The organism is Methyloceanibacter sp. wino2 (assembly GCF_003071365.1).
In the GTDB taxonomy this organism is placed as follows: domain Bacteria; phylum Pseudomonadota; class Alphaproteobacteria; order Rhizobiales; family Methyloligellaceae; genus Methyloceanibacter.
In genome coordinates, this window is record NZ_CP028960.1 from 2,868,717 (window position 1) to 2,888,986 (window position 20,270).

Annotated in this window: 22 protein-coding genes; 15 read left to right on the forward strand and 7 right to left on the reverse strand. The window is 63.6% G+C overall.

The genetic code is table 11. The annotated features are described in order from the left end of the window. The first annotated feature begins 71 nt into the window (after window positions 1–71). Both DCY11_RS13605 and DCY11_RS13610 read left to right on the forward strand, forming a co-directional pair. Entirely contained in the window at window positions 72–500 is a 429-nt protein-coding gene (locus DCY11_RS13605) for an MAPEG family protein (RefSeq protein WP_108683336.1), read from the forward strand. Continuing rightward, window positions 500–1,795, forward strand: coding sequence for an RsmB/NOP family class I SAM-dependent RNA methyltransferase (locus tag DCY11_RS13610; protein WP_108683337.1), 1,296 nt, complete (start codon window positions 500–502; stop codon window positions 1,793–1,795). Before DCY11_RS13605 ends, DCY11_RS13610 begins: the two co-directional genes overlap by 1 nt. 61 nt (window positions 1,796–1,856) lie before the next feature. Here the strand turns inward: DCY11_RS13610 and DCY11_RS13615 are convergent, their stop codons facing one another. Further along, entirely contained in the window at window positions 1,857–2,879 is a 1,023-nt protein-coding gene (locus DCY11_RS13615; protein WP_159080035.1) for a methyltransferase, read from the reverse strand. Between the two features lie 158 nt (window positions 2,880–3,037). On the opposite strand from DCY11_RS13615, the gene guaA reads away from it, so the two are divergent. Next, window positions 3,038–4,633 carry a glutamine-hydrolyzing GMP synthase gene (gene guaA, locus DCY11_RS13620; protein WP_371515011.1) on the forward strand — a complete coding sequence of 532 codons (1,596 nt, stop codon included), beginning with the start codon at window positions 3,038–3,040 and terminating at the stop codon, window positions 4,631–4,633. A 33-nt stretch (window positions 4,634–4,666) separates the two neighbouring features. Here the strand turns inward: guaA and DCY11_RS13625 are convergent, their stop codons facing one another. Then, on the reverse strand, window positions 4,667–5,137 hold the full coding sequence (locus DCY11_RS13625) for a YaiI/YqxD family protein (protein WP_108683340.1): 471 nt from the start codon (window positions 5,135–5,137) through the stop codon (window positions 4,667–4,669). Window positions 5,138–5,277: 140 nt separating this feature from the next. On the opposite strand from DCY11_RS13625, the gene DCY11_RS13635 reads away from it, so the two are divergent. Continuing rightward, entirely contained in the window at window positions 5,278–5,901 is a 624-nt protein-coding gene (locus DCY11_RS13635; RefSeq protein ID WP_159080036.1) for an AbiV family abortive infection protein, read from the forward strand. Window positions 5,902–5,975: 74 nt separating this feature from the next. Here DCY11_RS13635 and DCY11_RS13640 read toward each other — a convergent pair whose 3' ends face one another. From DCY11_RS13640 to cysK, 3 genes are all read right to left on the reverse strand, one after another. Continuing rightward, a complete protein-coding gene (locus DCY11_RS13640) occupies window positions 5,976–6,770 on the reverse strand; it encodes a DUF2971 domain-containing protein (RefSeq protein WP_159080037.1) in 795 nt (264 codons plus the stop codon). Between the two features lie 456 nt (window positions 6,771–7,226). Beyond that, complete coding sequence (locus DCY11_RS13645; RefSeq protein ID WP_305791432.1) at window positions 7,227–8,219, reverse strand: cytochrome-c peroxidase; 993 nt, start codon at window positions 8,217–8,219, stop codon at window positions 7,227–7,229. A gap of 166 nt (window positions 8,220–8,385) precedes the next feature. After that, window positions 8,386–9,456 (reverse strand): cysteine synthase A, encoded by a 1,071-nt coding sequence (gene cysK, locus DCY11_RS13650; RefSeq protein ID WP_108683853.1) that lies wholly within the window; start codon window positions 9,454–9,456, stop codon window positions 8,386–8,388. A gap of 183 nt (window positions 9,457–9,639) precedes the next feature. On the opposite strand from cysK, the gene DCY11_RS13655 reads away from it, so the two are divergent. Continuing rightward, window positions 9,640–9,891: a YdeI/OmpD-associated family protein gene (locus DCY11_RS13655; RefSeq protein WP_108683345.1), complete on the forward strand. Its 252-nt coding sequence runs from the start codon at window positions 9,640–9,642 to the stop codon at window positions 9,889–9,891. A gap of 225 nt (window positions 9,892–10,116) precedes the next feature. Further along, entirely contained in the window at window positions 10,117–11,439 is a 1,323-nt protein-coding gene (locus tag DCY11_RS13660; protein WP_108683346.1) for a hypothetical protein, read from the forward strand. Between the two features lie 20 nt (window positions 11,440–11,459). On the opposite strand, the gene DCY11_RS13665 is transcribed toward DCY11_RS13660, so the two are convergent. Continuing rightward, complete coding sequence (locus DCY11_RS13665; RefSeq protein ID WP_108683347.1) at window positions 11,460–11,699, reverse strand: hypothetical protein; 240 nt, start codon at window positions 11,697–11,699, stop codon at window positions 11,460–11,462. Window positions 11,700–11,797: 98 nt separating this feature from the next. Between DCY11_RS13665 and DCY11_RS13670 the strand changes: the two genes are divergently transcribed. The 8 genes from DCY11_RS13670 (at window position 11,798) to DCY11_RS13705 (ending at window position 19,253) form a co-directional block, all read left to right on the forward strand. After that, on the forward strand, window positions 11,798–12,532 hold the full coding sequence (locus DCY11_RS13670; protein ID WP_159080038.1) for a class I SAM-dependent methyltransferase: 735 nt from the start codon (window positions 11,798–11,800) through the stop codon (window positions 12,530–12,532). Window positions 12,533–12,713: 181 nt separating this feature from the next. Beyond that, window positions 12,714–13,721 carry a hypothetical protein gene (locus tag DCY11_RS13675; protein ID WP_108683854.1) on the forward strand — a complete coding sequence of 336 codons (1,008 nt, stop codon included), beginning with the start codon at window positions 12,714–12,716 and terminating at the stop codon, window positions 13,719–13,721. 141 nt (window positions 13,722–13,862) lie between these two features. Continuing rightward, window positions 13,863–14,693 (forward strand): alpha/beta fold hydrolase, encoded by an 831-nt coding sequence (locus tag DCY11_RS13680; RefSeq protein ID WP_108683349.1) that lies wholly within the window; start codon window positions 13,863–13,865, stop codon window positions 14,691–14,693. A 96-nt stretch (window positions 14,694–14,789) separates the two neighbouring features. Beyond that, window positions 14,790–15,362, forward strand: a complete 573-nt coding sequence (locus DCY11_RS13685; RefSeq protein WP_108683350.1) for an NnrU family protein — start codon at window positions 14,790–14,792, stop codon at window positions 15,360–15,362. Window positions 15,363–15,484: 122 nt separating this feature from the next. After that, on the forward strand, window positions 15,485–16,345 hold the full coding sequence (panB, locus tag DCY11_RS13690) for a 3-methyl-2-oxobutanoate hydroxymethyltransferase (protein WP_108683351.1): 861 nt from the start codon (window positions 15,485–15,487) through the stop codon (window positions 16,343–16,345). Window positions 16,346–16,528: 183 nt separating this feature from the next. Beyond that, window positions 16,529–17,287 carry a tetratricopeptide repeat protein gene (locus DCY11_RS13695; RefSeq protein WP_108683352.1) on the forward strand — a complete coding sequence of 253 codons (759 nt, stop codon included), beginning with the start codon at window positions 16,529–16,531 and terminating at the stop codon, window positions 17,285–17,287. Window positions 17,288–17,397: 110 nt separating this feature from the next. Then, on the forward strand, window positions 17,398–18,768 hold the full coding sequence (der, locus tag DCY11_RS13700) for a ribosome biogenesis GTPase Der (RefSeq protein ID WP_108683353.1): 1,371 nt from the start codon (window positions 17,398–17,400) through the stop codon (window positions 18,766–18,768). A 26-nt stretch (window positions 18,769–18,794) separates the two neighbouring features. Further along, window positions 18,795–19,253, forward strand: coding sequence for a DNA polymerase III subunit chi (locus tag DCY11_RS13705; RefSeq protein ID WP_108683354.1), 459 nt, complete (start codon window positions 18,795–18,797; stop codon window positions 19,251–19,253). A 14-nt stretch (window positions 19,254–19,267) separates the two neighbouring features. Here the strand turns inward: DCY11_RS13705 and DCY11_RS13710 are convergent, their stop codons facing one another. After that, window positions 19,268–19,618 carry a DUF3147 family protein gene (locus tag DCY11_RS13710; protein ID WP_108683355.1) on the reverse strand — a complete coding sequence of 117 codons (351 nt, stop codon included), beginning with the start codon at window positions 19,616–19,618 and terminating at the stop codon, window positions 19,268–19,270. Window positions 19,619–19,779: 161 nt separating this feature from the next. On the opposite strand from DCY11_RS13710, the gene ndk reads away from it, so the two are divergent. After that, window positions 19,780–20,202: a nucleoside-diphosphate kinase gene (gene ndk / locus DCY11_RS13715; RefSeq protein ID WP_069444965.1), complete on the forward strand. Its 423-nt coding sequence runs from the start codon at window positions 19,780–19,782 to the stop codon at window positions 20,200–20,202. The last annotated feature ends 68 nt before the right edge of the window (window positions 20,203–20,270 follow it).

Genomic DNA, 20,270 nt, shown 5'->3' on the forward strand with positions numbered 1-20,270 from the left:
CGGAGTATAACAACGCAAAGCGCGCGAACTGCGCAGATCGCTGCGCGCAACGAATCCCAAAAGGAAAGCTCATGTCGCTCGCAGCCATACTGTTGCCCATGTTTCTGCAGGTCGCGCTGACCTTTGCCCTGCTGTTCTGGATGATCATCTTGCGGCTCCGGGCCATCCGGAAGGGCGACGTGCACCCCGAAGTAGCGGCGTCGCGTCAGGCGGATTGGCCCCCTTACGTGCAGCAGGTCAGCAATGCCTTCCACAACGCGATGGAGATGCCCACGCTGTTCTACGTCGTCGTGCTTCTCGGCTTCATGACCAAGACCCTCGACACGACGGTCTATGTACTCATGTGGATGTTCACCCTTTCCCGGATCGGCCACACCGCCATCCATGTGACGAGCAACAAGCTCGCGCATCGGACGCCCATGTTCCTGCTCGGTGCCATCGCTCTGGCGCTGATGTGGGTCCTCGTTGCCGGGCGGATCATCGTGTTCCAGACAAACTGATGACACCGGCAGGACGAGCAAGCGCGGCCATCGAAGTGCTCACCGACTTGGGGGCGCGCAAACGGCCGGCCTCCGAGGCGCTGAAGGATTGGGGCAGCGCCCATCGCTTCGCCGGATCCGGCGACCGGGCGGCGATCGGCAGCCTTGTGTTCGATTGCCTGCGGCAGCGCGCCTCTCTCGGCGCGGCCATGGAAGATGACGGCCCCCGGGCGCTCGTCTTGCGGGCTCTGGTGAGCGCGTGGGGCATGAGTGCCGACAGCGTCGATACTCTGTTCGACGGGAGCCGCTTCGCGCCAGAGCCGCTGACCGAGGCGGAGCGGGCCGGCCTCACGCGCGTGCTGTCGCCGGACGTTCCGGCCTGGGTGCGCGGGGATTATCCCGAATGGCTGGAGGACTCCTTCGCGGCCGTGTTCGGGGAGGACGCGGTGGCCGAAGGCGCGGCGCTCTCGGTGCGTGCGCCGGTCGATCTGCGGGTGAACACGCTCAAAGCCAACCGTGACAAGGTCTTGAAAGCATTGGCGCGTTTCACGCCGCAGCCGACCGCCTATGCGCGCCACGGACTGCGCATCGCTCCCCGGCAAGGGTCGGCGCGGACGCCCCATGTGGAGGCGGACGCGGCCCATGGAAAAGGATGGCTCGAGGTCCAGGACGAGGGCTCGCAGATCGCAGCCGCCATGACCGGCGCGGGACCGCGCGAGCAGGTCATCGACCTGTGCGCCGGCGCCGGCGGGAAGACCTTGGCGTTGGCGGCGGCGATGGAGAACACCGGCCAGCTCTATGCCTATGACGCGAACCGCATGCGTCTTCGCCCTATCTTCGATCGCTTGCGGCGCGCGGGCGCCCGCAACGTGCAGGTGCTGGAAGGCGGGGTCGACGCGGGGCTTGCACCCCTGAAGGGCCGCATGGACAGGGTCGTCATCGACGCGCCCTGCACGGGCTCTGGAACCTGGCGGCGGCGGCCGGATGCCAAATGGCGCCTGACGCCGGAGATGCTTTCGGGGCGTATGGCCGACCAGGTCGCGGTGCTCGATGCGGGCGCGGGCCTCGTGAAACCCGGCGGCCGGCTCACCTACATTACGTGCTCGGTGCTGCCGGGAGAGAACCGCGAGCAGGTGGACAGCTTCCTCGAGCGCCATCCGGACTTTGTGCTGAAGCCTTGGCGGGAGGCGTGGGAGGGCGCGATCGAGGCAGACGCGCCGTCCTCCGCGGACGGGTCCGACGAGACGCTGCTGATGACGCCGCGCAGCCACGGCACGGACGGTTTCTTCGTCGCAACGCTCGAACGGCAGGCTTAGAGCGCGCCGCGAAATTCCCGATTCCTTTGAATCGGTTGGCGCCTAGCCTTGCGTTTTTGATTCACGGGGTGCGGACGTCGATCGCGGTCATGCCGTCGGCAGTTTTGCGGTGCCCGGCGCCGCTCAACCCGGCGCCTGCGATCAACGCTTCCATCTCCGCCAGGGTGCGCGTTTTGCCGCCCGTGATCGCCATCATATGCAGGTCGGTCATGATGGCTTCGGGGTCGGCGCTTGCGTCTTCGGGCATCAGCCGCTCGTAGATGACGAGCCGCGCGCCCGGCGTCATCGCCCGGCGGCAGTTCTCCAGGACCGCGGCGGCGTCCGTGTCGTCGTGCCGCTGCAGCACGCTCTTCAGGACATAGATGTCGGCGACGGCGGGAACCTCCTCGCGGGCATCGCCGGGGAGGAACTCGATCCGGTCCGCGAACCCGAGGACATCGAACAGCCGCATCGCGTCGTCCAGCACGGGTGGCGCATCGTAGACGATGCCCTTGAGCGACGGGTCGCGCTCCAGCACATCCGCCAGCCAGGCGCCGTAGCCTCCACCGACGCTTGCGATCACCGCGCCCTCGGCGACGTCGCCCAGGGCTTCGTGCATGCTACCCGGATTGGCCAGCTCCTCCTTGGCCACGTAGCGGAACAGGAACCGGCCTTCGTCGGATTTGGCGCCGCGCCAGTCTGCGGCGGTCTTGTTGAGGGCGAAGGGCAGCGAGGGCTCGCCCGTGCGCAGCGAATACATCATGGACATCCAGGGCATCCAATACTGCCCCACCACGACGAAGGCCTTCTCGCTGAGGTTCGAGGGACTGCCATGGGTGAGGCATTCGGCGGCGGGCGTCAGCGCGAAGCGGCCGTCGTCCAGCTCCTCGCACAGCCGCATCGCCACGAGGCCGCGCAGGAGGCGCCGCAGGGGGCCTGCCTCGAGCCCCAGATCGGAGGCGAGCGCTTCGGGGTTGCGCGGCTCGGCCTTCAGAAGATCAGGCAGGCCAGCCGTGACCGCCGTGAAGAGCAGGGCCGCTTCGTGGTAGGCGGCTATCCTGTCCTTGAGCCGCTCCTCGATCTCGCGCTGCTCCGTCTCGTCCATGCGGCTCGTCCCCCCGGCTTGGCGTCCTAATTCCTTGATAGGGGGAATGTTGCGCATTTCCGAGCGGAAAACTCGCAAGAACCCGGCGCGAAGCCCCTGGCCTTGCGGAGACTCCTGCTATAACGGCCGCCAGAGAGGCCGAAACGGCGAAACCGAAAATGGCGCATATGGATCAAGAGACCGCACACGAAGACCCCATAGAAGGCACCGAGGATTGGGTGCTGATCGTCGATTTCGGCAGCCAGGTGACGCAGCTCATCGCCCGGCGCGTGCGCGAAGCGGGCGTCTATTCGGAAATCGTGCCTTTCGACCGGGCCGAGGCGGTGCTGGCCGCCGCGAAGCCGAAGGCCATCATCCTGTCGGGCGGCCCGGCGTCCGTGCATGAGACCGGCACGCCCCGCGCGCCGGATGAGATCTTCAAAGCCGGGGTGCCCGTGCTCGGCATCTGTTATGGCGAGCAGGCCATGGTGGCGGCGCTCGGCGGGCAGGTGGAAGCCGGGCACGAACGCGAATTCGGCCGGGCCGAGCTCGAGGTGGTCGCCGACACGGCGCTGTTCGACGGCGTGTTCGAAGAGGGCGAGAGGGCGCAGGTCTGGATGAGCCATGGCGACCGGGTTACGGCGCTGCCCGACGGTTTCCGCGCGGTGGGCGTGTCCACCGGTGCGCCTTTCGCGGCCATCGCGGACGACGAGCGCAAGCTTTATGGCGTGCAGTTCCACCCGGAAGTGGTGCATACGCCCAAGGGCGCCGCGATCATCGAGACGTTCGTGCGGAAGATCGGCGGCTGTCACGGCGACTGGAGCATGGCGCAGTTCCGCGAGGCGGAGGTGCAGCGCATCCGCAGCCAAGTCGGTTCGGGAAGGGTCGTGTGCGGGCTATCGGGCGGCGTGGATTCCTCCGTCGCGGCGCTCCTCATCCACGAGGCCATCGGCGATCAGCTCACCTGCATTTTCGTGGATCACGGCCTGCTCAGGAAGAACGAGGCCACGGAAGTCGTCGACCTGTTCCGCGGGCATTACAACATCCCGCTCGTGCATGTGGATGCGTCCGAGCGTTTCCTGCGCGCGCTGGACGGCATCTCCGACCCGGAAGCCAAGCGCAAGATCATTGGGCGGCTCTTCATCGAGGTGTTCGAGGAAGAATCCGAGAAGCTCGAGGACGCGCAGTTCCTCGCGCAAGGCACGCTTTACCCGGACGTGATCGAGAGCGTCTCGGCGACGGGCGGGCCTTCCGTCACCATCAAATCGCACCACAATGTGGGCGGCCTGCCGGAGACGATGAAGCTGAAACTCGTCGAGCCCTTGCGCATGCTGTTCAAGGACGAGGTGCGCCGGCTCGGCCGCGAGCTCGGCCTGCCCGAGACCTTCGTGGGCCGTCACCCGTTCCCGGGGCCGGGGCTCGCCATCCGCATCCCCGGCGACATCACCCAAGAGAAGCTGGAAATCCTGCGCGCCGCCGACGCGATCTACCTGGAAGAGATTCGCAACGCCGGCCTCTACGACACGATCTGGCAGGCCTTCGCCGTGCTGCTGCCCGTGCGCACTGTCGGCGTCATGGGCGATGCGCGCACCTACGACTTCGTCTGCGCGCTGCGCGCCGTCACCTCCACGGACGGGATGACGGCGGACTATTTCGACTTCTCACACGACTTTCTGGGGCGCACGGCCACGCGCATCATCAACGAGGTGCGCGGCATCAACCGCGTCGTCTACGACATCACCTCGAAACCGCCCGGCACCATCGAGTGGGAGTGACCGCCTTCGGCGGTAGCACTACGCCTCTGACTGTTATGTGGGGTGGCCGTCGCGCTTCAGACGCACGATGGCCGCATCGAGCGCCTGCAGGAAGGCCGAGCGGTCGGCCTTCGAGAACGGTCGCGGGCCGCCCGTGATCTCGCCCGCCGAGCGCAAATCGGTCATCAGATCGCGCATGGCCAGCGTCATGCCTATGGATGCGTCGGTGAAGGGTTTGCCGTTCGGCGCGATGGCCTCGGCCCTCGCCGTAACGGCGCGATGGGCGAGAGGCACGTCGTTTGTCACCACGATCACGCCGGGCCGGGCCCGCTCCGCGATCCAATCATCGGCGACGTCGAGACCCTGATCGACGACCACGCGCTCGATGTTCGCGTCCTTCGGCAGCATCATATAGGCGTTGGACACGACGATGGTCTTGACCGCGTATCTTGCGGCGACCCGAAAAACCTCGTCTTTTACAGGACAGGCATCGGCATCGACGAGGATCAGGATGGGCTCACACATGGCCGGATGTTTAGCAGCCGCGCCCCCGCAACAGCAACGATGCGCGGCATCAACCGCGTCGTGTATGATATCTCGCCCGAACCTCCCCGGACTATCGAGTGGGCGAAAGGGGCGAACTAGGGCGAGAAAGGAGCACCGCGTTGACTTCCGAACGCGACGACCAACTCAATTTCATTCGGGAGATAGAGGCGGCCATTGCTTTTGGCGGGCCTGCACATGGAACGTCAGCGACGGAACTGTTCGATCGAGTAGCCAAACACGTCAACGGGTTGCTCATCGATGCCAAAGAAGCCTTTGGGCGACGTTCGTTCGGCACTAGTGTCTTTCTAGCGATTTCGGCGATGGAGGAGACGGCCAAGGCAGAGGTCCTCGCGTTTCGCACGCTCAAATCGGCAGACGGGCGCGGGCAGGGACGCGATCCAATGCGCGACCATGCAAGCAAGCATAGACTAGCCGTGCGGCGGACCGCCTTTATGGGCAGGCTTCCGGACCTGTTAGGTGCTGAGAACTGCGCTCGACTACAGCGCGATGCCAACACGGGCCAATTGGTTCGACTTCGAGAACGGGCTTTGTACGCTCACATTGACGAGACTGGAGTGTCTACACCGGCGATGGCGATCTCGGAGTCTCAGGCGCGTGAGTTGCTGCCTCTCGCGACTGAGGTGGCGGACGACGTCCTCGTTGGCTGGACCAATCAATCATATGTGCTGGGCGAGTCCTTCGAACGCTTGTTCTCGGAACTGGCGGGGCACATCGAGCCTTGATGAGGGCTGCGCTTGGGGTGCCCTTACATGACTAGGCTCCGCTTCGCGACGAGCAGCTTGCTGAACGCTGGTTTCTAACGGATGCGGAGCTGACTGGGAACCAAGCTGGCCCTTGGCGCAAATTCCCTGAGAATGTCACCGACCTCGTCCGCCGACGCTTTGGTGATCTTCGGGCCAACCGTGACCTCCATGTCAGCCAGTGCCGATTCATCGAGGGGAACGAAAAGAGCATTGTTCTCGATAGGATATCGTTCGAAGTCGAGAGTCACTTCGTTAAAGTATTTGTCGTTTGGGTATTCGGCCTCAAAGGCAAGCGCGGCGATCTTGAAGCGCCATTCCTGCTCATAGGACCAGTGCGTGCTTTTCACCATCCCGAGATCGTATGGATAGAACGCGGCAGTGTCGCCGCAGTGGTATACAAGCCTATGGCTCCTGTAGGAGGCATCGTCACTATAGTACACTTTGTTTGGTCCGATAATCGCGCACCCCTGAGTTTGCATTGCCGGAGCCTTCCTAAGAATCGTGTAAGACCCATCGAAAATTGTGAGAGCGCCACCCTTCTCGTAAATTACCGGCTCACGTCGGCCGGCGAACATGTTTGCGGGCAGGCGCATACGGACGCCGCAGAACCTGTCACCATACATGGACCACATCGGGATCTGCTCAGCTTCTACACTGGACCAGCACGATACAAAAACTGAACTCGCAGCCAAGGGCACATCTGAGGCAATCGCTTCTTCCGGGTCATTGACACTGTCCAAGCGCGAGAAGCGAATTGAGCGTGACTCCAGGATGCGGCGAAGACTCTCTACCGATGTGTATTGATAGAGAACAGGTGGAAGCTGTTCGATGCCCATGACGTCGAACATGAAGTCGTCTGTATAGAATCCCTGAGATTTGAATTGCATTTTGATTGTCGAAATTTGCGTTTGAAGGGTGCGCGCGGGACGATGCACGGGGCTGTGGCTATGTTCTCAGGCCGCAATGGACCTCGCTCTGCTGGCCAGAGACATCGGCGATAACCAGGTAGGCGCTGTCAGGCCCAAACACAAGGAGCCGCGGAAATTGACAACGTGCGGGCGAACGAGCATCGCTGGTTCCCGAGCCCGTCCCGCCCCGCCACCACCCCTAAGCCATCTGATACCCCGGGGTGGATTTCATGAGAGCGCGTTCGTCTTCGGTCATCACCTCTTCGTTGGTCTCGAACAGCGGCGTCGAGAGAGTGCGCTCGCCGGTATCGGGCAGCATGGCGAGGATGACAGAGCCGTCCTCGGCCGTCTCCGCGATCTGGTGGGTGACGACGAAAGCGCCGCCGCCCTCGGCCGCTATTGCTGCGGCAGCACCTCGATATTGGGACGGGGCGTGTCTTCTGTCTCCACGGGAAGGACCGGGTAGACGACTTCCGGCAGCTTGCCGGTCAGCGAATGGAGGAAGGCCGTGATCTTCTCGACCTCCTCGTCGCTAAGTTCCTGGCCGAGCTGGGAGCTGCCCATGATCCCGACGGCTTGCTCCAGATCCCACACATTGCCGGAATGGAAATAGGGGGCCGTGAGGGCGATGTTGCGCAAGGGCGATGCGCGGAAGACGTAGGTGTCGGTGGCCGTCTTGGTCACCGCGAAGCGTCCCTTGTCGTCCTCGGGCAGGACGTCCGAGCCGGGCTTCTCGATGACGCCGAACGGGTAATAGCCGTGTCCGCCGACATTGACGCCGTTGTGGCAGGCGACGCAGCCCTTGTTCATGAATAGAGCCAGGCCCTCTTTCTGATCGGGCGTCAGCGCGGCGTCGTCGCCGTTGAGATAGGAGTCGAACGGCGCCGGGGTAATGAGTGTCGCCTCGTAAGCCTCGATCGCGCGCGCCATGTTGTCGAATGTCACGGCATCGTCCTCGTCCGGGAACGCCTCCTCGAACCATTCGACGTATTGGGGCATGCTCTTCAGCGTTGCGACGACAGCGGTCGGCTCGTTGGCCATCTCGACGCCGGCTTGGATCGGGCCTTTGGCCTGCTCCTTCAGGTCTTCCGCGCGGCCGTCCCAGAACTGCGCCTGGTTGAGCACGGAGTTCAGGACGGTCGGCGCGTTACGCGGTCCCTTCTGCCAGCCATGACCGATGGAGGTCTCGAGGTTGTCGTCGCCGCCGGTCGCGAGGTTGTGGCAGGAGTTGCAGCTGAACACGCCCGATGCCGATAGCCGCGGGTCGAAAAACAGCGCTTGCCCCAACTCGATCTTTTCCGGGGTGATCCGGTTGTCCTTCACGCTTGGAATGGTCGAAGGCAACGGCTTGAACATCGCCGCGGCTTGGTCGCGCAGTTCATCGGCCATGACGGTTGAACTGGCCAATGCCGGTATCAGTAAAGCTATGAGAAACCGCAGCATGACGCCCCCTCTTAGATTTGAATTCTTCAAATTCTAATCTAGCGAGGGTTGTGCGCGTTGTGCGAGATCAAGGGTGAGTTACAGAGTCACACCTGCGCTTCGCCCGCCGAGCCTAAGCCATCTGATACCCCGGCGTGGACTTCATCAGGGCGCGTTCGTCCTCGGTCATCACCTCTTCTATGTTCTCGAACAGCGGTGTCGAAAGATAGCGCTCGCCGGTATCGGGCAGCATGGCGAGGATGACAGCGCCGTCTTCTGCTTTCTCGGCGATCTGGTGGGCGACGGCGAAGGTGGCGCCGCCGGAGATGCCCGTCATGATGCCTTCCTGCGCCGCGAGTTTACGCGACCACTCGATGGCGGTGGGCCCGGTGACGGGAACGAGCTCGTCGTAGTAGTGCCCGTCGATCGCTTCCTGCAGCACCAGGGGAATGAAGTCGGGCGTCCAGCCTTGTACCGGGTGGGGCTCGAAGGCGGCATGGCTCACGCTGGGGGCGCCATCCTCTGACCGTTCCTGGACGATGCCGCTGCCCACCAACCCCGCGTTCGCTGGCTCGCTCAGAATGATCTTCGTCTCGGGCCTTCTTTCACGCAGCACGCGGCCGACGCCGGCTACCGTGCCGCCCGTGCCGTAGCCGCTCACGAAATAGTCGAGACGCTCGCCGTCGAAGTCGGCGAGGATCTCCCGTGCCGTGGTGTTCGCGTGGATGAGCGCGTTGTCGGGCGTCTCAAACTGGTGGGCGAGGAACCAGCCGTGTTCCTTGGCGAGCTCCACGGCCTTTTGATACATGCCGAAGCCTTTGAGTTCTTTCGGGGTCAGGACGACCTTGGCGCCGAGGAAGCGCATGAGCTTGCGCCTCTCGATGGAGAAGCTCTCTGCCATGGTGACCACCAGCGGATAGCCCTTGGCGGCGCAGACCATGGCGAGGCCGATGCCCGTGTTGCCGCTCGTGGCCTCGACCACGGTCTGGCCGGGCTTGAGGTCTCCGCGCTTTTCGGCCTCTTCGATGATGCTGATCGCCAGCCGGTCCTTCACGGACGCCGCCGGGTTGAAGAACTCGGCTTTGACGTAGAGCCGCACATTGTCCGGCGCCAGGCGCTTCACGCGGATGCACGGCGTGTTGCCGATCGTGTCGACAATGCTCTCGTAGAGTTTTCCTTGTCCGGTCGTCGTTCGTGAGGTCATGGCGAAATTCTCCGCATCGTGCTCTTCGGGGTTGTTGGTGTGCTTGCCGGACGTCTTGGCCGCCATGTTAGGGCGATTGGCGCCGCTTGAGTAGGTCGGCGTAGCTTGTTTGCCCGGCTCGATGAGGCAAACTGGACGGATCGGGCGAGTGTCCGGAAGCGAGTAGGGGAGAGGGCGAGGGGAATGGCGGCCAAACTTATCTCAGGCGGCGTGGTTCACGACCTGCCGGCGGACTTCCGCAAGGCGCTGCTCGCCGACGCCAAGGCCTTGGAAACGTGGGAAGACATCACGCCGCTCGCGCGCAACGAATGGATCTGCTGGATCGAGTCCGCCAAGAAAGTCGAAACGCGGGAGCGCCGTATCGAATGGGGCCGGTCCAACCTCAATGACGGCAAGCGCAGACCCTGCTGCTGGCCTGGCTGTCCGCACCGTTGAGCCTCCACAGCGCCGCTCCTTGCCCCGGGGCCCCACGAATCCGGCAAATGTCCCGGTTCACGGCAGATTAACCCTCGCCGCTCTAACGTCGCAAAGTGAGGTATAATACGCGGAACAACCCGCCTTGCGTGTGTCCGCGTTCGGTTTTTGGCCGGGCCGGGCCCATCCCAGGCGGTTCGGACTGTGCGATTTGAGGGAGCCTGTCTCGTGCGAGGGGCAAATCGGGTGAAAAGCGGTTTCGGCGCTCCGGCCTTGGGCCTGGGCGCGCTTCTGCTTGGGACCACCTTCGCGACCGTCCCTGCCGGCGCGGAGCAGCTCCCCTGGCTCGCCGCGCCGCCGCAAGGCTCACCACAGGCGGTCACCATCGTCCCGAAGACACGGGTCGTGCCGGGATCCCGCTATGTGCCGGACGTTCAGGCACCGCCGCCGCAGGCAGCGCCGGCTCCCGTTGCCGCACCGGCGCCCCAGACAATGCCGGCCGGCCAATATGCGCCTGCTGCAGCCGCCCCGTCGCCGGTGATGCCCGTGCCGAACGCGCCGGTCGCGCCCACCTACCAAGCCGCGCCTCCCGCGCTGCTGGCGCCTGCCATGCGGCCCGCACTTGCGCCTGCGCCGCCGCCGGAACCCGTCCGCCCGGTTATTCCCGGCGTGCCCGCCTGGCTCAATCCGCATATCGGCGATGGCGAGGGGCAGATCTCCGCCACGGTGCTGAAGCGTGCGCGCGACTTCCATCAGGCGAAGGTGCGCGCCGGGAAGGTCAAGAATTCCTGCTATTTCGCCTTCGATGCGACGCGGCCCGGCGAGGGCGCCAAACGGTTCTATGCCATCTGCGAGAACAAGCAGACCTTCCGCGCTGTTACCTCGGGTCATGGCGCAGGGCGCAATTTCGAAGGTCTCGCCAATGTTTCCAACAACGCGAGGTGCGCAAAGAATTTCTCGAATGCGGCGAACTCGCATTTGACCACCGGCGGCGGATACCTGACGGCCGAGACGCGCACCTCCTTCAAGGGCTATTACAGCGAGGCCGGTGGCTATCAGCCGCTGGTCCGGTCGTTCGTGCAATACACGGGCGAGGGCGATACGGCCAACGCGCGGTCGCGCGCCATTGGCGGCCATTCGGCGGCAATCGTGCGGTGGCAGTGCCGGTTGAAAATGCCGTCGAGCAAATATGCGGATAAGAGCGGCTACGTGCCCTTCGGCAAGCTCATAAACTACAGCGCCGGTCGTTCGAGCGGCTGCACAAGCTGGCCCCGGGACGCCGACGATCAGTTCCTGGCGATCGCGGATAGTCCGACGACGGTCTATATTTATCCCGAGGCGAAAGACATCGTCGCGGTGGGACGCGCGGTGCGGGCGGGACAGTCGCCGTCGCGCGTGGGCGCCTATTGGAACGCCTCCTGCCTGAAGGAGATCGGCGAGCCGAATTTCTGGCCGCGCGAGAAGCTCGAGCCCGCGCTCCTCCAATACGCGAAGAAGCACAAGCCGGGCCGCGCACGCACCCTGTCGGATTTGCCGTTGTGCAAGACGGTCGTCGGCTCGGCGCGCTAGGCCCCGCGCATCAACGAGACTCAGCGGTGCTCGTCCGGAATTGTTCTCGACAGGAAGATGGCTGTGCCGACCACGAGCGGCGACAGCAAGATGACTCCGAACACGATGAAGATGACCGCGGTGGTGAGGGGCGTCACGTCCGAACGCACGAGCGTACCAAGCCCCCAGGCGTCGGTGACGAGCAACGTCACCGCGAACAGGGCCACCGCCACGATGCCGATCGCGTATTGCTTGGCCACGAATTTGATCAGGTCCGGCATAGGGCGAAATGCTACCATCTCCTGCCCGCCGAGCCAGTGACAATTGGCGCGGCGTTGGGGCATCCCCTGCCTCGATATGCGAGAGTAGAGTTACCCCGATGACCGGCATGAACAGCTTCGACAACAAGTCCTTCCTTGCGCGCATTCGCGGGGGCGACTTCGCCCATCCCGGCGAGGAGGACGCTATCGACCTCGTCTTGTCTCACGTTCGCCCGGCACCGCGCGAGACGGTGCTCGATGCCGGCAGCGGGCTCGGCGCCACGGCCGATGCCATCGGACGGAAGACAGGCGCCTCTGTCGTCGGGGTCGATCTCGATGCGGAGTCCGTGGGCTACGCCAACAGCCGCTACGCGGACCGGCAGTTCATCCCCGGCGACATCACCAAGCTCGGTGAATTGGGTCTGCCGACGGTGGACGTGATCTACGCGTTCAATTCTCTCTACGCTTGCGAGGATTTGGAAGCCTGTTTTGCCGCCTTCCGAGAGGTGGCCAATCCGGGCGCGCGGATCGCGGTGTTCGACTACATCGCGTACGACGCCGCCGCGCTTGCCGAGGCGGACTGTCTGCCCCCAAGCGTGCATTCGATGGCGGAGATGCGCCAGGCGCCCGAGCGGCAGGGATGGACCTGCACGGGCATCGTCAATCTCGATCAGGCTTACATCGCGTGGTACGGCGGCTTCCTCGCGCGCATGGACGAAAACAGAGAGGCGCTCGGCACTGCCCGCTCTCCCGCGTTCTTCGACGAGGTCCGGAAGAAATACGCTGACATGCGTCAGTGCCTGGAGCGGGGCGTGCTCGGCGGCGCTCTGCACACCTATGCGTTTGGCACCTGACCCATCGCAACGCGGCTGCGATCGATGGTCTCTACACGGGATGGGGCTTGCACGGAGGAGTAATCGGTTATGATTGCTGCCGGTCGTTCTGTGCACCCGATTCGCGCCAGTGAAATGCCCTAATGACGGCATTTTTTCGCGCAACATCGGAGGGGTGCGAAACACGGGGAGACTGAATCTCGTGCGATTGATTCCTCTCAGTCAGAGAGTTGTCAGTCTGCTGGTCATTTTGGGCGCCGCCGCCATGGTGGCTTGGCCTCTCATCCCTCGCGCGCTTGCCGACGAACAGTACGAGGAAATCCCGCCCTGGCTTCAAGCCCATGTCGGGGACGGCGACGGTCAGATTTCGAAGGTCGTTCTGCAACGGGCCCGCGCCTTATACATGGAGAAGGTCATGGAGGGGTTGGCCAAGAACCCCTGCTACTTCGCCATGGATGCGACACGCCCGAGTGTCTCGGGCAGCGGCGGGGTGGCGCGCCGGTTCTACATCATCTGCGAACACGACCTCTCCTTCCGCGCGATTTCGTCTGGTTACGGCAACGGGCGTCGTTTGCCGGGTGCGAACTTCGCGAACGGGCGGCGCTGCGCGAAGAACTTCAGCAATGCCGAAGGGTCCAAGCTGACGACGGGCGGGGGCTATGTGACCGCCGAAACGCGGACCTCGTTCAAGGGCTATTACCGGACACGTGGCAAGTCCGTGCCGCTCCTGCGCGCCTTCGTGCAATTCGAAGGCGAGGGGGACACGGCCAATGCACGGGAGCGGGCCATCGGCGGCCACTCCGCCGTGCTGCTGCGGCGCATGTGCCTGCGCAAGAATCCCGACAGCCCCTTTGCGAACGAGAAGGGATACGTTCCCTACGGCAGTCTCTTGAATTACAGCTCAGGCCGCAGCAATGGCTGCACCAGCTGGACGCCCGAGGACTCCGCGCTGATCGTGGACATGATCAAGGAACGTCCGACTACGGTCTACATCTATCCGGAGTCGCGCGACATCGAAGCCGTGCGAGAAGCGGCGAAGGCGCACAAGAGCCTGTCGAGCGCCGGGCTCTACTGGAACGCCACATGTCTGCGCGAGATCGGTTCGCCGATGTTCTGGCCAAAGGAAAAACTCGAGCCGATCATCGCCAAGTATAGAAAAGCGCACCCCAGCCCGCCGCCGCGCCCGCTGCCCGTCTGCAGATCCGGTTAGGCAGGCTCATATCCCTGCAACAGCCTGCGACATCGATGCAGTGTGATGCCGGTGTGTTGTCATCATTTGGGCATAGCATCGTCGGAGCAACCACAGCGCCGACGCCTTTTCGCGAGGCGTTTCCCCGAAAGGTTAGACACCATGCCGACAGTGACCACCGAGGACGGAGTCGAGATCTTCTACAAGGATTGGGGCTCCAAGGACGCACAACCCATCGTCTTCAGCCATGGCTGGCCGCTTACGTCCGACGACTGGGACGCGCAGATGATGTTCTTCAATAATCGAGGCTTTCGAGTGGTAGCCGTTGATCGTCGCGGACACGGCCGATCAACCCAGGTCGACGACGGGCACGACATGGACCACTACGCAGACGATCTCGCCGCGGTCGTCCGTCATCTCGATTTGAAAGACGCTGTGCATGTGGGCCATTCAACCGGCGGCGGCGAGGTCGTTCGATATCTTGCGCGGCATGGTACGGATCGAGCGGCGAAGGCCGTTCTCGTCGCTTCCGTTTCCCCGCTCATGGTCAAGACCGAGGCCAATCCGAACGGCACGCCGAAAGAAGTATTCGACGGCTACCAAGCTGCGCTCGCGGAGAACCGAGCTCAGTTCTTCTATGACGTTCCAGCCGGGCCCTTCTACGGCTTCAATCGCGAGGGCGTCGAGCCGATGCCGGGCGTGATCTGGAACTGGTGGCGGCAAGGCATGATGGGAGGCGCCAAGGCCCATTCCGACGGTATCGTCGCGTTCTCGCAGACGGACTTTACCGAGGATTTGAAGGCCATCGCCATACCGGTCCTGGTGGTGCACAGCGAGGACGACCAGATCGTCCCATTTGCCGCGGCCGGTCCCCGGTCGGCCGAGTTGCTCCCAAACGGCGTTCTCAAAACCTATCCCGACCTTCCCCACGGGATGCTGACCACGCATGCCGACGTCTTGAATGCGGAGTTATTGGCCTTCATCAAGGAATAGGTTCGGCAGCGGCGTAGGTTGTCGGGCTTTGACGGCCCTTGTCGCGAGCGGTATCCGTGCGTGATAGGTTGCGCGCGAGATTGAGGGAGGTTGGTCATGCTGCTGCTCATCGTCGGCATCATTGTTTTTCTAGGTATTCATTTGCTGCCCACGCTCACGCGCTCGCGTGAAGGGTTGATCGAGAAGTTCGGCGAGAACGGCTACAAGGCCTTCTTCTCGGTGGCGTCGATCCTGGGCTTCATCCTGCTCGTCTACGGGTTCGCCACCGCGCCCATCATTCCGATTTGGACGCCGCCGGTCTGGATGCGTCATCTGGCCATGCTGCTGATGCTGCCGGCCTTCATATTTCTAGTGGCCGCCTATTTCCCGGGGCGCATCAAAGCGGTCGTCAAGCACCCCATGCTGACGGCGATCAAGACCTGGGCGCTGGCGCATCTGCTCGCCAATGGCGATCTGGCCGGCATCATCCTGTTCGGATCGTTTCTGGCCTATGCCGTCTACGACCGGATCGCGCTGAAGCATCGCCAGCCGACCGAGCTGATCGAAACGCCGGGGCCGGGAAGTCCGCGCAACGACATCATCGCCGTCGTGCTCGGCATCGTGTTCTACGTTGTCTTCCTGCTTTGGCTGCACCCGCTGCTGATCGGCAAGGTGGTGGTGCCCGTGTAAGGCCTTATGTAGACTTTGGGTCAAAGGCGGCCTTTTCACCAAGGCCTGTCATTGCGCTGCACAAATCCTTATATGTCTGGCATAAGACGCTCTAATCATTGGAACTCGCGAGGATAAGGCTCGTGTCGCATCAGAGCACCATCAAGCGTATCACCGCGCCGGAGATCGCCGCGCGCAAGGGCGGCGAGCCTGTTGTCGTGCTGACCTCGTACCATGCGCAGTCGGCCGCGCTGGTCGACCCGCACGTGGACGTCCTCATGGTGGGAGACTCGCTCGGCATGGTCATGCACGGCTTGGATACCACCGTGCCGGTGCCGCTCGATTTGATGATCGCGCATGCCCAAGCCGTCGTGCGTGGGTCGGAGCGCGCGCTGGTCGTCGTCGACATGCCGTTCGGCTCCTATGAAGAGAGCCCTGCCGTGGCCTTCCGGAACGCATCCCGCATCATGAAGGAGACGGGCTGTGGTGCGGTGAAGCTCGAGGGCGGCGTGCAGATGGCCGAGACCATCGCGTTTCTGACGGCGCGCGGCATTCCGGTGATGGCCCATATCGGCATGACGCCGCAGGCGGTCAATCAGCTTGGTGGATTTACGGCCCGCGGCAGGCGCCAGGCCGAATGGGCCCGCTTCGAACAGGATGCCCAGGCCGTCGCCGCGGCAGGCGCGTTCGCAGTGGTGATCGAAGCCGTTGCCGAGGGACTGGCCGCGCGCATTACGCAAGACGTGCCGATCCCAACGATCGGCATTGGCGCGTCGCCTGAGTGCGACGGGCAGGTGCTGGTGCTCGAGGACATGCTTGGGCTCTCCCCGAGGGTGCCGAAGTTCGTGAAGGAATACGCCGAACTCCGGACCGCCGTGGAAGACGCGGTGAAAGCCTATGCGCGGGACGTGCGAGGGCGGGCCTTCCCAGCCGAGGAGCACACCTATTCCACGCTGGAAGAGGTTCCCGAAGCCCTCAAAAAGTTCAAAATGTCAGTCAGTTAGGCTTTCTGGTCCGGCCGCGATCGCCGGGTGTGGCCGCGCTGGCCTGCGGCATTCAGTCTTGCGCCAACAAGCGGGCTTCACTATACGGCGTGGGTTAGGCCGGATGAGCCATCCGGTTCCGCAGCAGTCCTGCACAACCGCGCGCCAGCGCCGACGAAGAAAGCCGGAAGAGCTCTTAACCCTATGACTGACAACAGTTTCATTCGCGAGGTCGACGACGCGGTTCGGCAGGAGCGGTACAAGGCGCTTTGGGACAAGTTCGGCGTCTATGTCATTGGCCTTGCGTTGGCGCTCATCATCGGTGTGGCGGCTTACAATATTTGGAAGTACGTCGAGGAGAGTGAAGCCGAGACGGCGGGCGATGCCTTCACCGCGGCTCTGGCTTTGAAGAATGCCAACGAGCAGGAGAAGGCGACCGAGGCGTTCGACGAGTTGGTCAAGGATGGCCCGTCGGGTTACGCCGTTTTGTCGCGGTTCCAGCTCGCATCGAGCCAGGCCAAGGCCGGCGATACGGACAAGGCGGTGGAGTCCTATGAAGCCCTGGCCACGGATCGCCGGGTCGACGCCATTTTGAAGGGGCTGGCCACGTTGCAGGCCGCGACGCTCCGGCTCGATCAGGCGGACTATGCCGAGATGCAGAAGCGCCTCGATGGTCTGGCGGGCGGCAAGAGTTCTTGGCGCTATTCGGCAAAAGAGCTGTTGGGACTCTCGGCCTATCAGAACGGCGATCTGAAGGCCGCCGAGGCTCAGTTCAGCGCCTTGCTGGTGGACGCCGGAACCCCCCGGAACATGCGCGACCGCGCCAACGTGCTGCTCGCCCTCATCGTCAGTCAGACGGCAACCACCCCGGACACGAAGGCGGACGAGACCAAGGCTGGCGACGCCGACACGGACGACGCTAAGACCGACGACGCCAACGCGAGCGAGGCAACGACCAACTAGTATCTATGGCGGGGCGCATGACGCACCGTCATTTTGGTCGGCGTTGCTTGCGCGTGCTGCATCCTTTGTGCTCCTTCATCTGAAACAACGGATCCCGCGATCGCTGAGCCATGCCTTTCACAGTCGCCATTGTCGGACGGCCGAATGTCGGTAAATCCACGCTGTTCAACCGGCTTGTGGGCAAGAGGCTCGCGCTGGTCGACGATCAGCCGGGCCTGACGCGCGACCGCCGCGAAGCCGATGTGGTGATCGAAGGCCTTGCGACGACGCTTATCGATACCGCGGGCCTCGAGTCCGGCGACGCGGGGCTGACCGCGCGGATGCGGCTTCAGACCGAAGCGGCCATCGAGCAGGCGGACCTCGTCCTCTTTGTGATTGATGCGCGCACGGGCGTCACGGCGGCGGACGAGATTTTCGGCGACCTCGTGCGCAAGCACGGCAAGGCCGTCGTGCTCGCGGCCAACAAGTCGGAAGGCCGAGCCGCGGAGCCGGGGTTCTACGAGGCCTACTCGTTGGGGCTCGGCGAGCCGCTGGCCATGTCCGCCGAACACGGGCTCGGCGTGGGCGACGTGACGGAGGCGATCGCGGACGCCTACCGCAACGCGCAAGCAGAAGCGGGCGAGCACGGGGCGCCCGAGGCGGGCGAGCCGGATGAAGAGGGCGTCTACCCCTTGCGGATCGCCATCGCCGGACGCCCTAATGTGGGCAAGTCCACGCTGGTCAACGCGCTTCTCGGCGAGGACCGGATGATCACGGGGCCCGAGGCGGGGATCACCCGCGATGCCATCGCCTCGGAGATCGAATGGGGGTCACGCCGCTTGCGCGTGTTCGACACGGCGGGGCTCCGGCGCAAGGCGCGCATTGAGGCGCGGGCGGAGGTGCTGTCGGTCGGCGATACGCTGCGGGCGATCAAGTTCGCCGAGGTCGTTGTGCTGCTGCTTGATGCCGAACAGCCGTTCGAGAAGCAGGATCTACAGATCGCAGACTTGATTGTCCGCGAGGGCCGCGCACTCGTCATCGCCGTCAATAAATGGGACCTCGTGGAGGACAAGCAGGCGCGCCTCGCCGAGTTGCGCGAGATGTGTCAGCGCCTGCTGCCTCAGGTCAAAGGCGTATCCTTGGTGACGCTCTCGGCGCAGAGCGGCAAGGGCGTCGACCGGCTCATGGATGCGGTGCTCGCCGCCGATGAGGTGTGGAATAAGCGCTTGCCCACGGCCGCGCTCAACGCCTGGCTTGCGGCCATGATCGATGCGCACACCCCGCCGGCCGTAGCAGGGCGCCGGCTCAAGATCCGCTACATGACCCAGGCCAACGCGCGGCCGCCCACCTTCGTGGCCTTCTGTTCCCAGCCCAAGGCGCTGCCGGAGTCCTATGTCCGGTATCTCGTGAACGGCCTGCGCGAGACATTCGATTTGCCCGGCGTGCCGATCCGTTTCAACCTGCGGAAGGGCAACAATCCGTATGTGAAGGCCAAGTCGTAACGGCAAGGCCTCAAGGCGAACGCGCGATGAGTGGCGATACCGAGGTCTATTTCTATCACCTGGAAAGCCGCACGCTGGAGCAGGTGCTGCCGGCGCTTCTGGAGCGGTCCTTGGAACGGGGCTGGCGGGCTGCCGTTCAGGCCGCGAGCCTCGAACGGGTCGAGGCTCTCAACACGCTGCTGTGGACCTATCGCGAGGACAGCTTCCTGCCGCACGGCGCCGATGCGGATGGCGCTCCGGCGGCGCAGCCGGTCTATCTCACGGACGAGGACTCCAATCCGAATGACGCGGACGTCCGCTTCCTAGTCGATGGAGCGAGCCTGGATGACCTGGGCGGCTATGCGCGCGTGGTCCATATCTTCGACGGCCACGATCCGGATGCCGTTGCCATGGCGCGCGAGGCCTGGGCATCGGCCAAGGACCAAGGCCTATCCGTGAGCTATTGGCAGCAGGACGAAGGGGGCCGGTGGCACCAGAAAGCCTGATAGGGCTTGGCCGCCTAGATCTCGATACCCACGAGACCCAAGACATAGAGCATGGCGAAATAGGCGCAGACCGTCAGGGCGGTCGCTATGGCCAGGCTCGCAGGGAAGCCCAGGCCGGCCCGTAGGAACACGGGCAGGCTGACAAACAGGACCAGCGAGGGCAGAACCAGCCAGAAAACCCCGGTGGAGAGGCGGGCGATCTTCTCCGTATCCCCGGTGTCCGCGTAGAGCCAGATCATGGCCAGGACCGAGGTGAGGGGGACCGAAGCGATCAGTGCACCGAAGAGTGCGCTGCGTTTGGCCGCTTCCGAGACTGCGACCACAAGTACGCTCGTCAGAAGAACCTTGATTGTGGCATAGAGCATCGCATCTCCCTCGCTGCGTTACATGGGCAACGCATCTGAGGCTTTCATATCACACACTAATTGATAATGCGCCCGCGCCTTGTGGCTGTCATGACCGATGGCTATAAGCCCGGCCGAGATTTGAAAATACTGAAGAATCAAAGACTAGAAGGACTTGAATAATGACCATCGAACGTACGCTCTCGATCATCAAGCCCGACGCGACCGAGCGCAATATTACGGGGCTGATCGTGGCGCGCCTCGAAGGTGCTGGCCTTCGGGTGGTTGCCCAGAAGCGGGTCTGGTGGAAGAAGAAGCAGGCCGAAGAATTCTACGAGATGCACAAGAAGCGCGACTTCTTTGACGAGCTGGTGGAGTTCATGATTTCCGGTCCGATCGTGGTTCAGGTGCTCGAGGGCGAAGACGCGATCAAGCGCAATCGCCTCGTGATGGGCGCGACCAACCCGGTCGACGCCGATCCCGGCACGATCCGCAAGGACTTCGCCGTCAACCTGCAGCGCAACTCCGTGCACGGTTCCGACAGCCCCGAGAGCGCCAAGCGCGAAATCGATCTTGTCTTCAAGAAGAGCGAGATCGTCGGTTAACGCGTCGCGTTTGCACGGCCCCTAACAGGGCATATCGATTTCTGAAAGGCTTCCAACGGCGCGCAAGA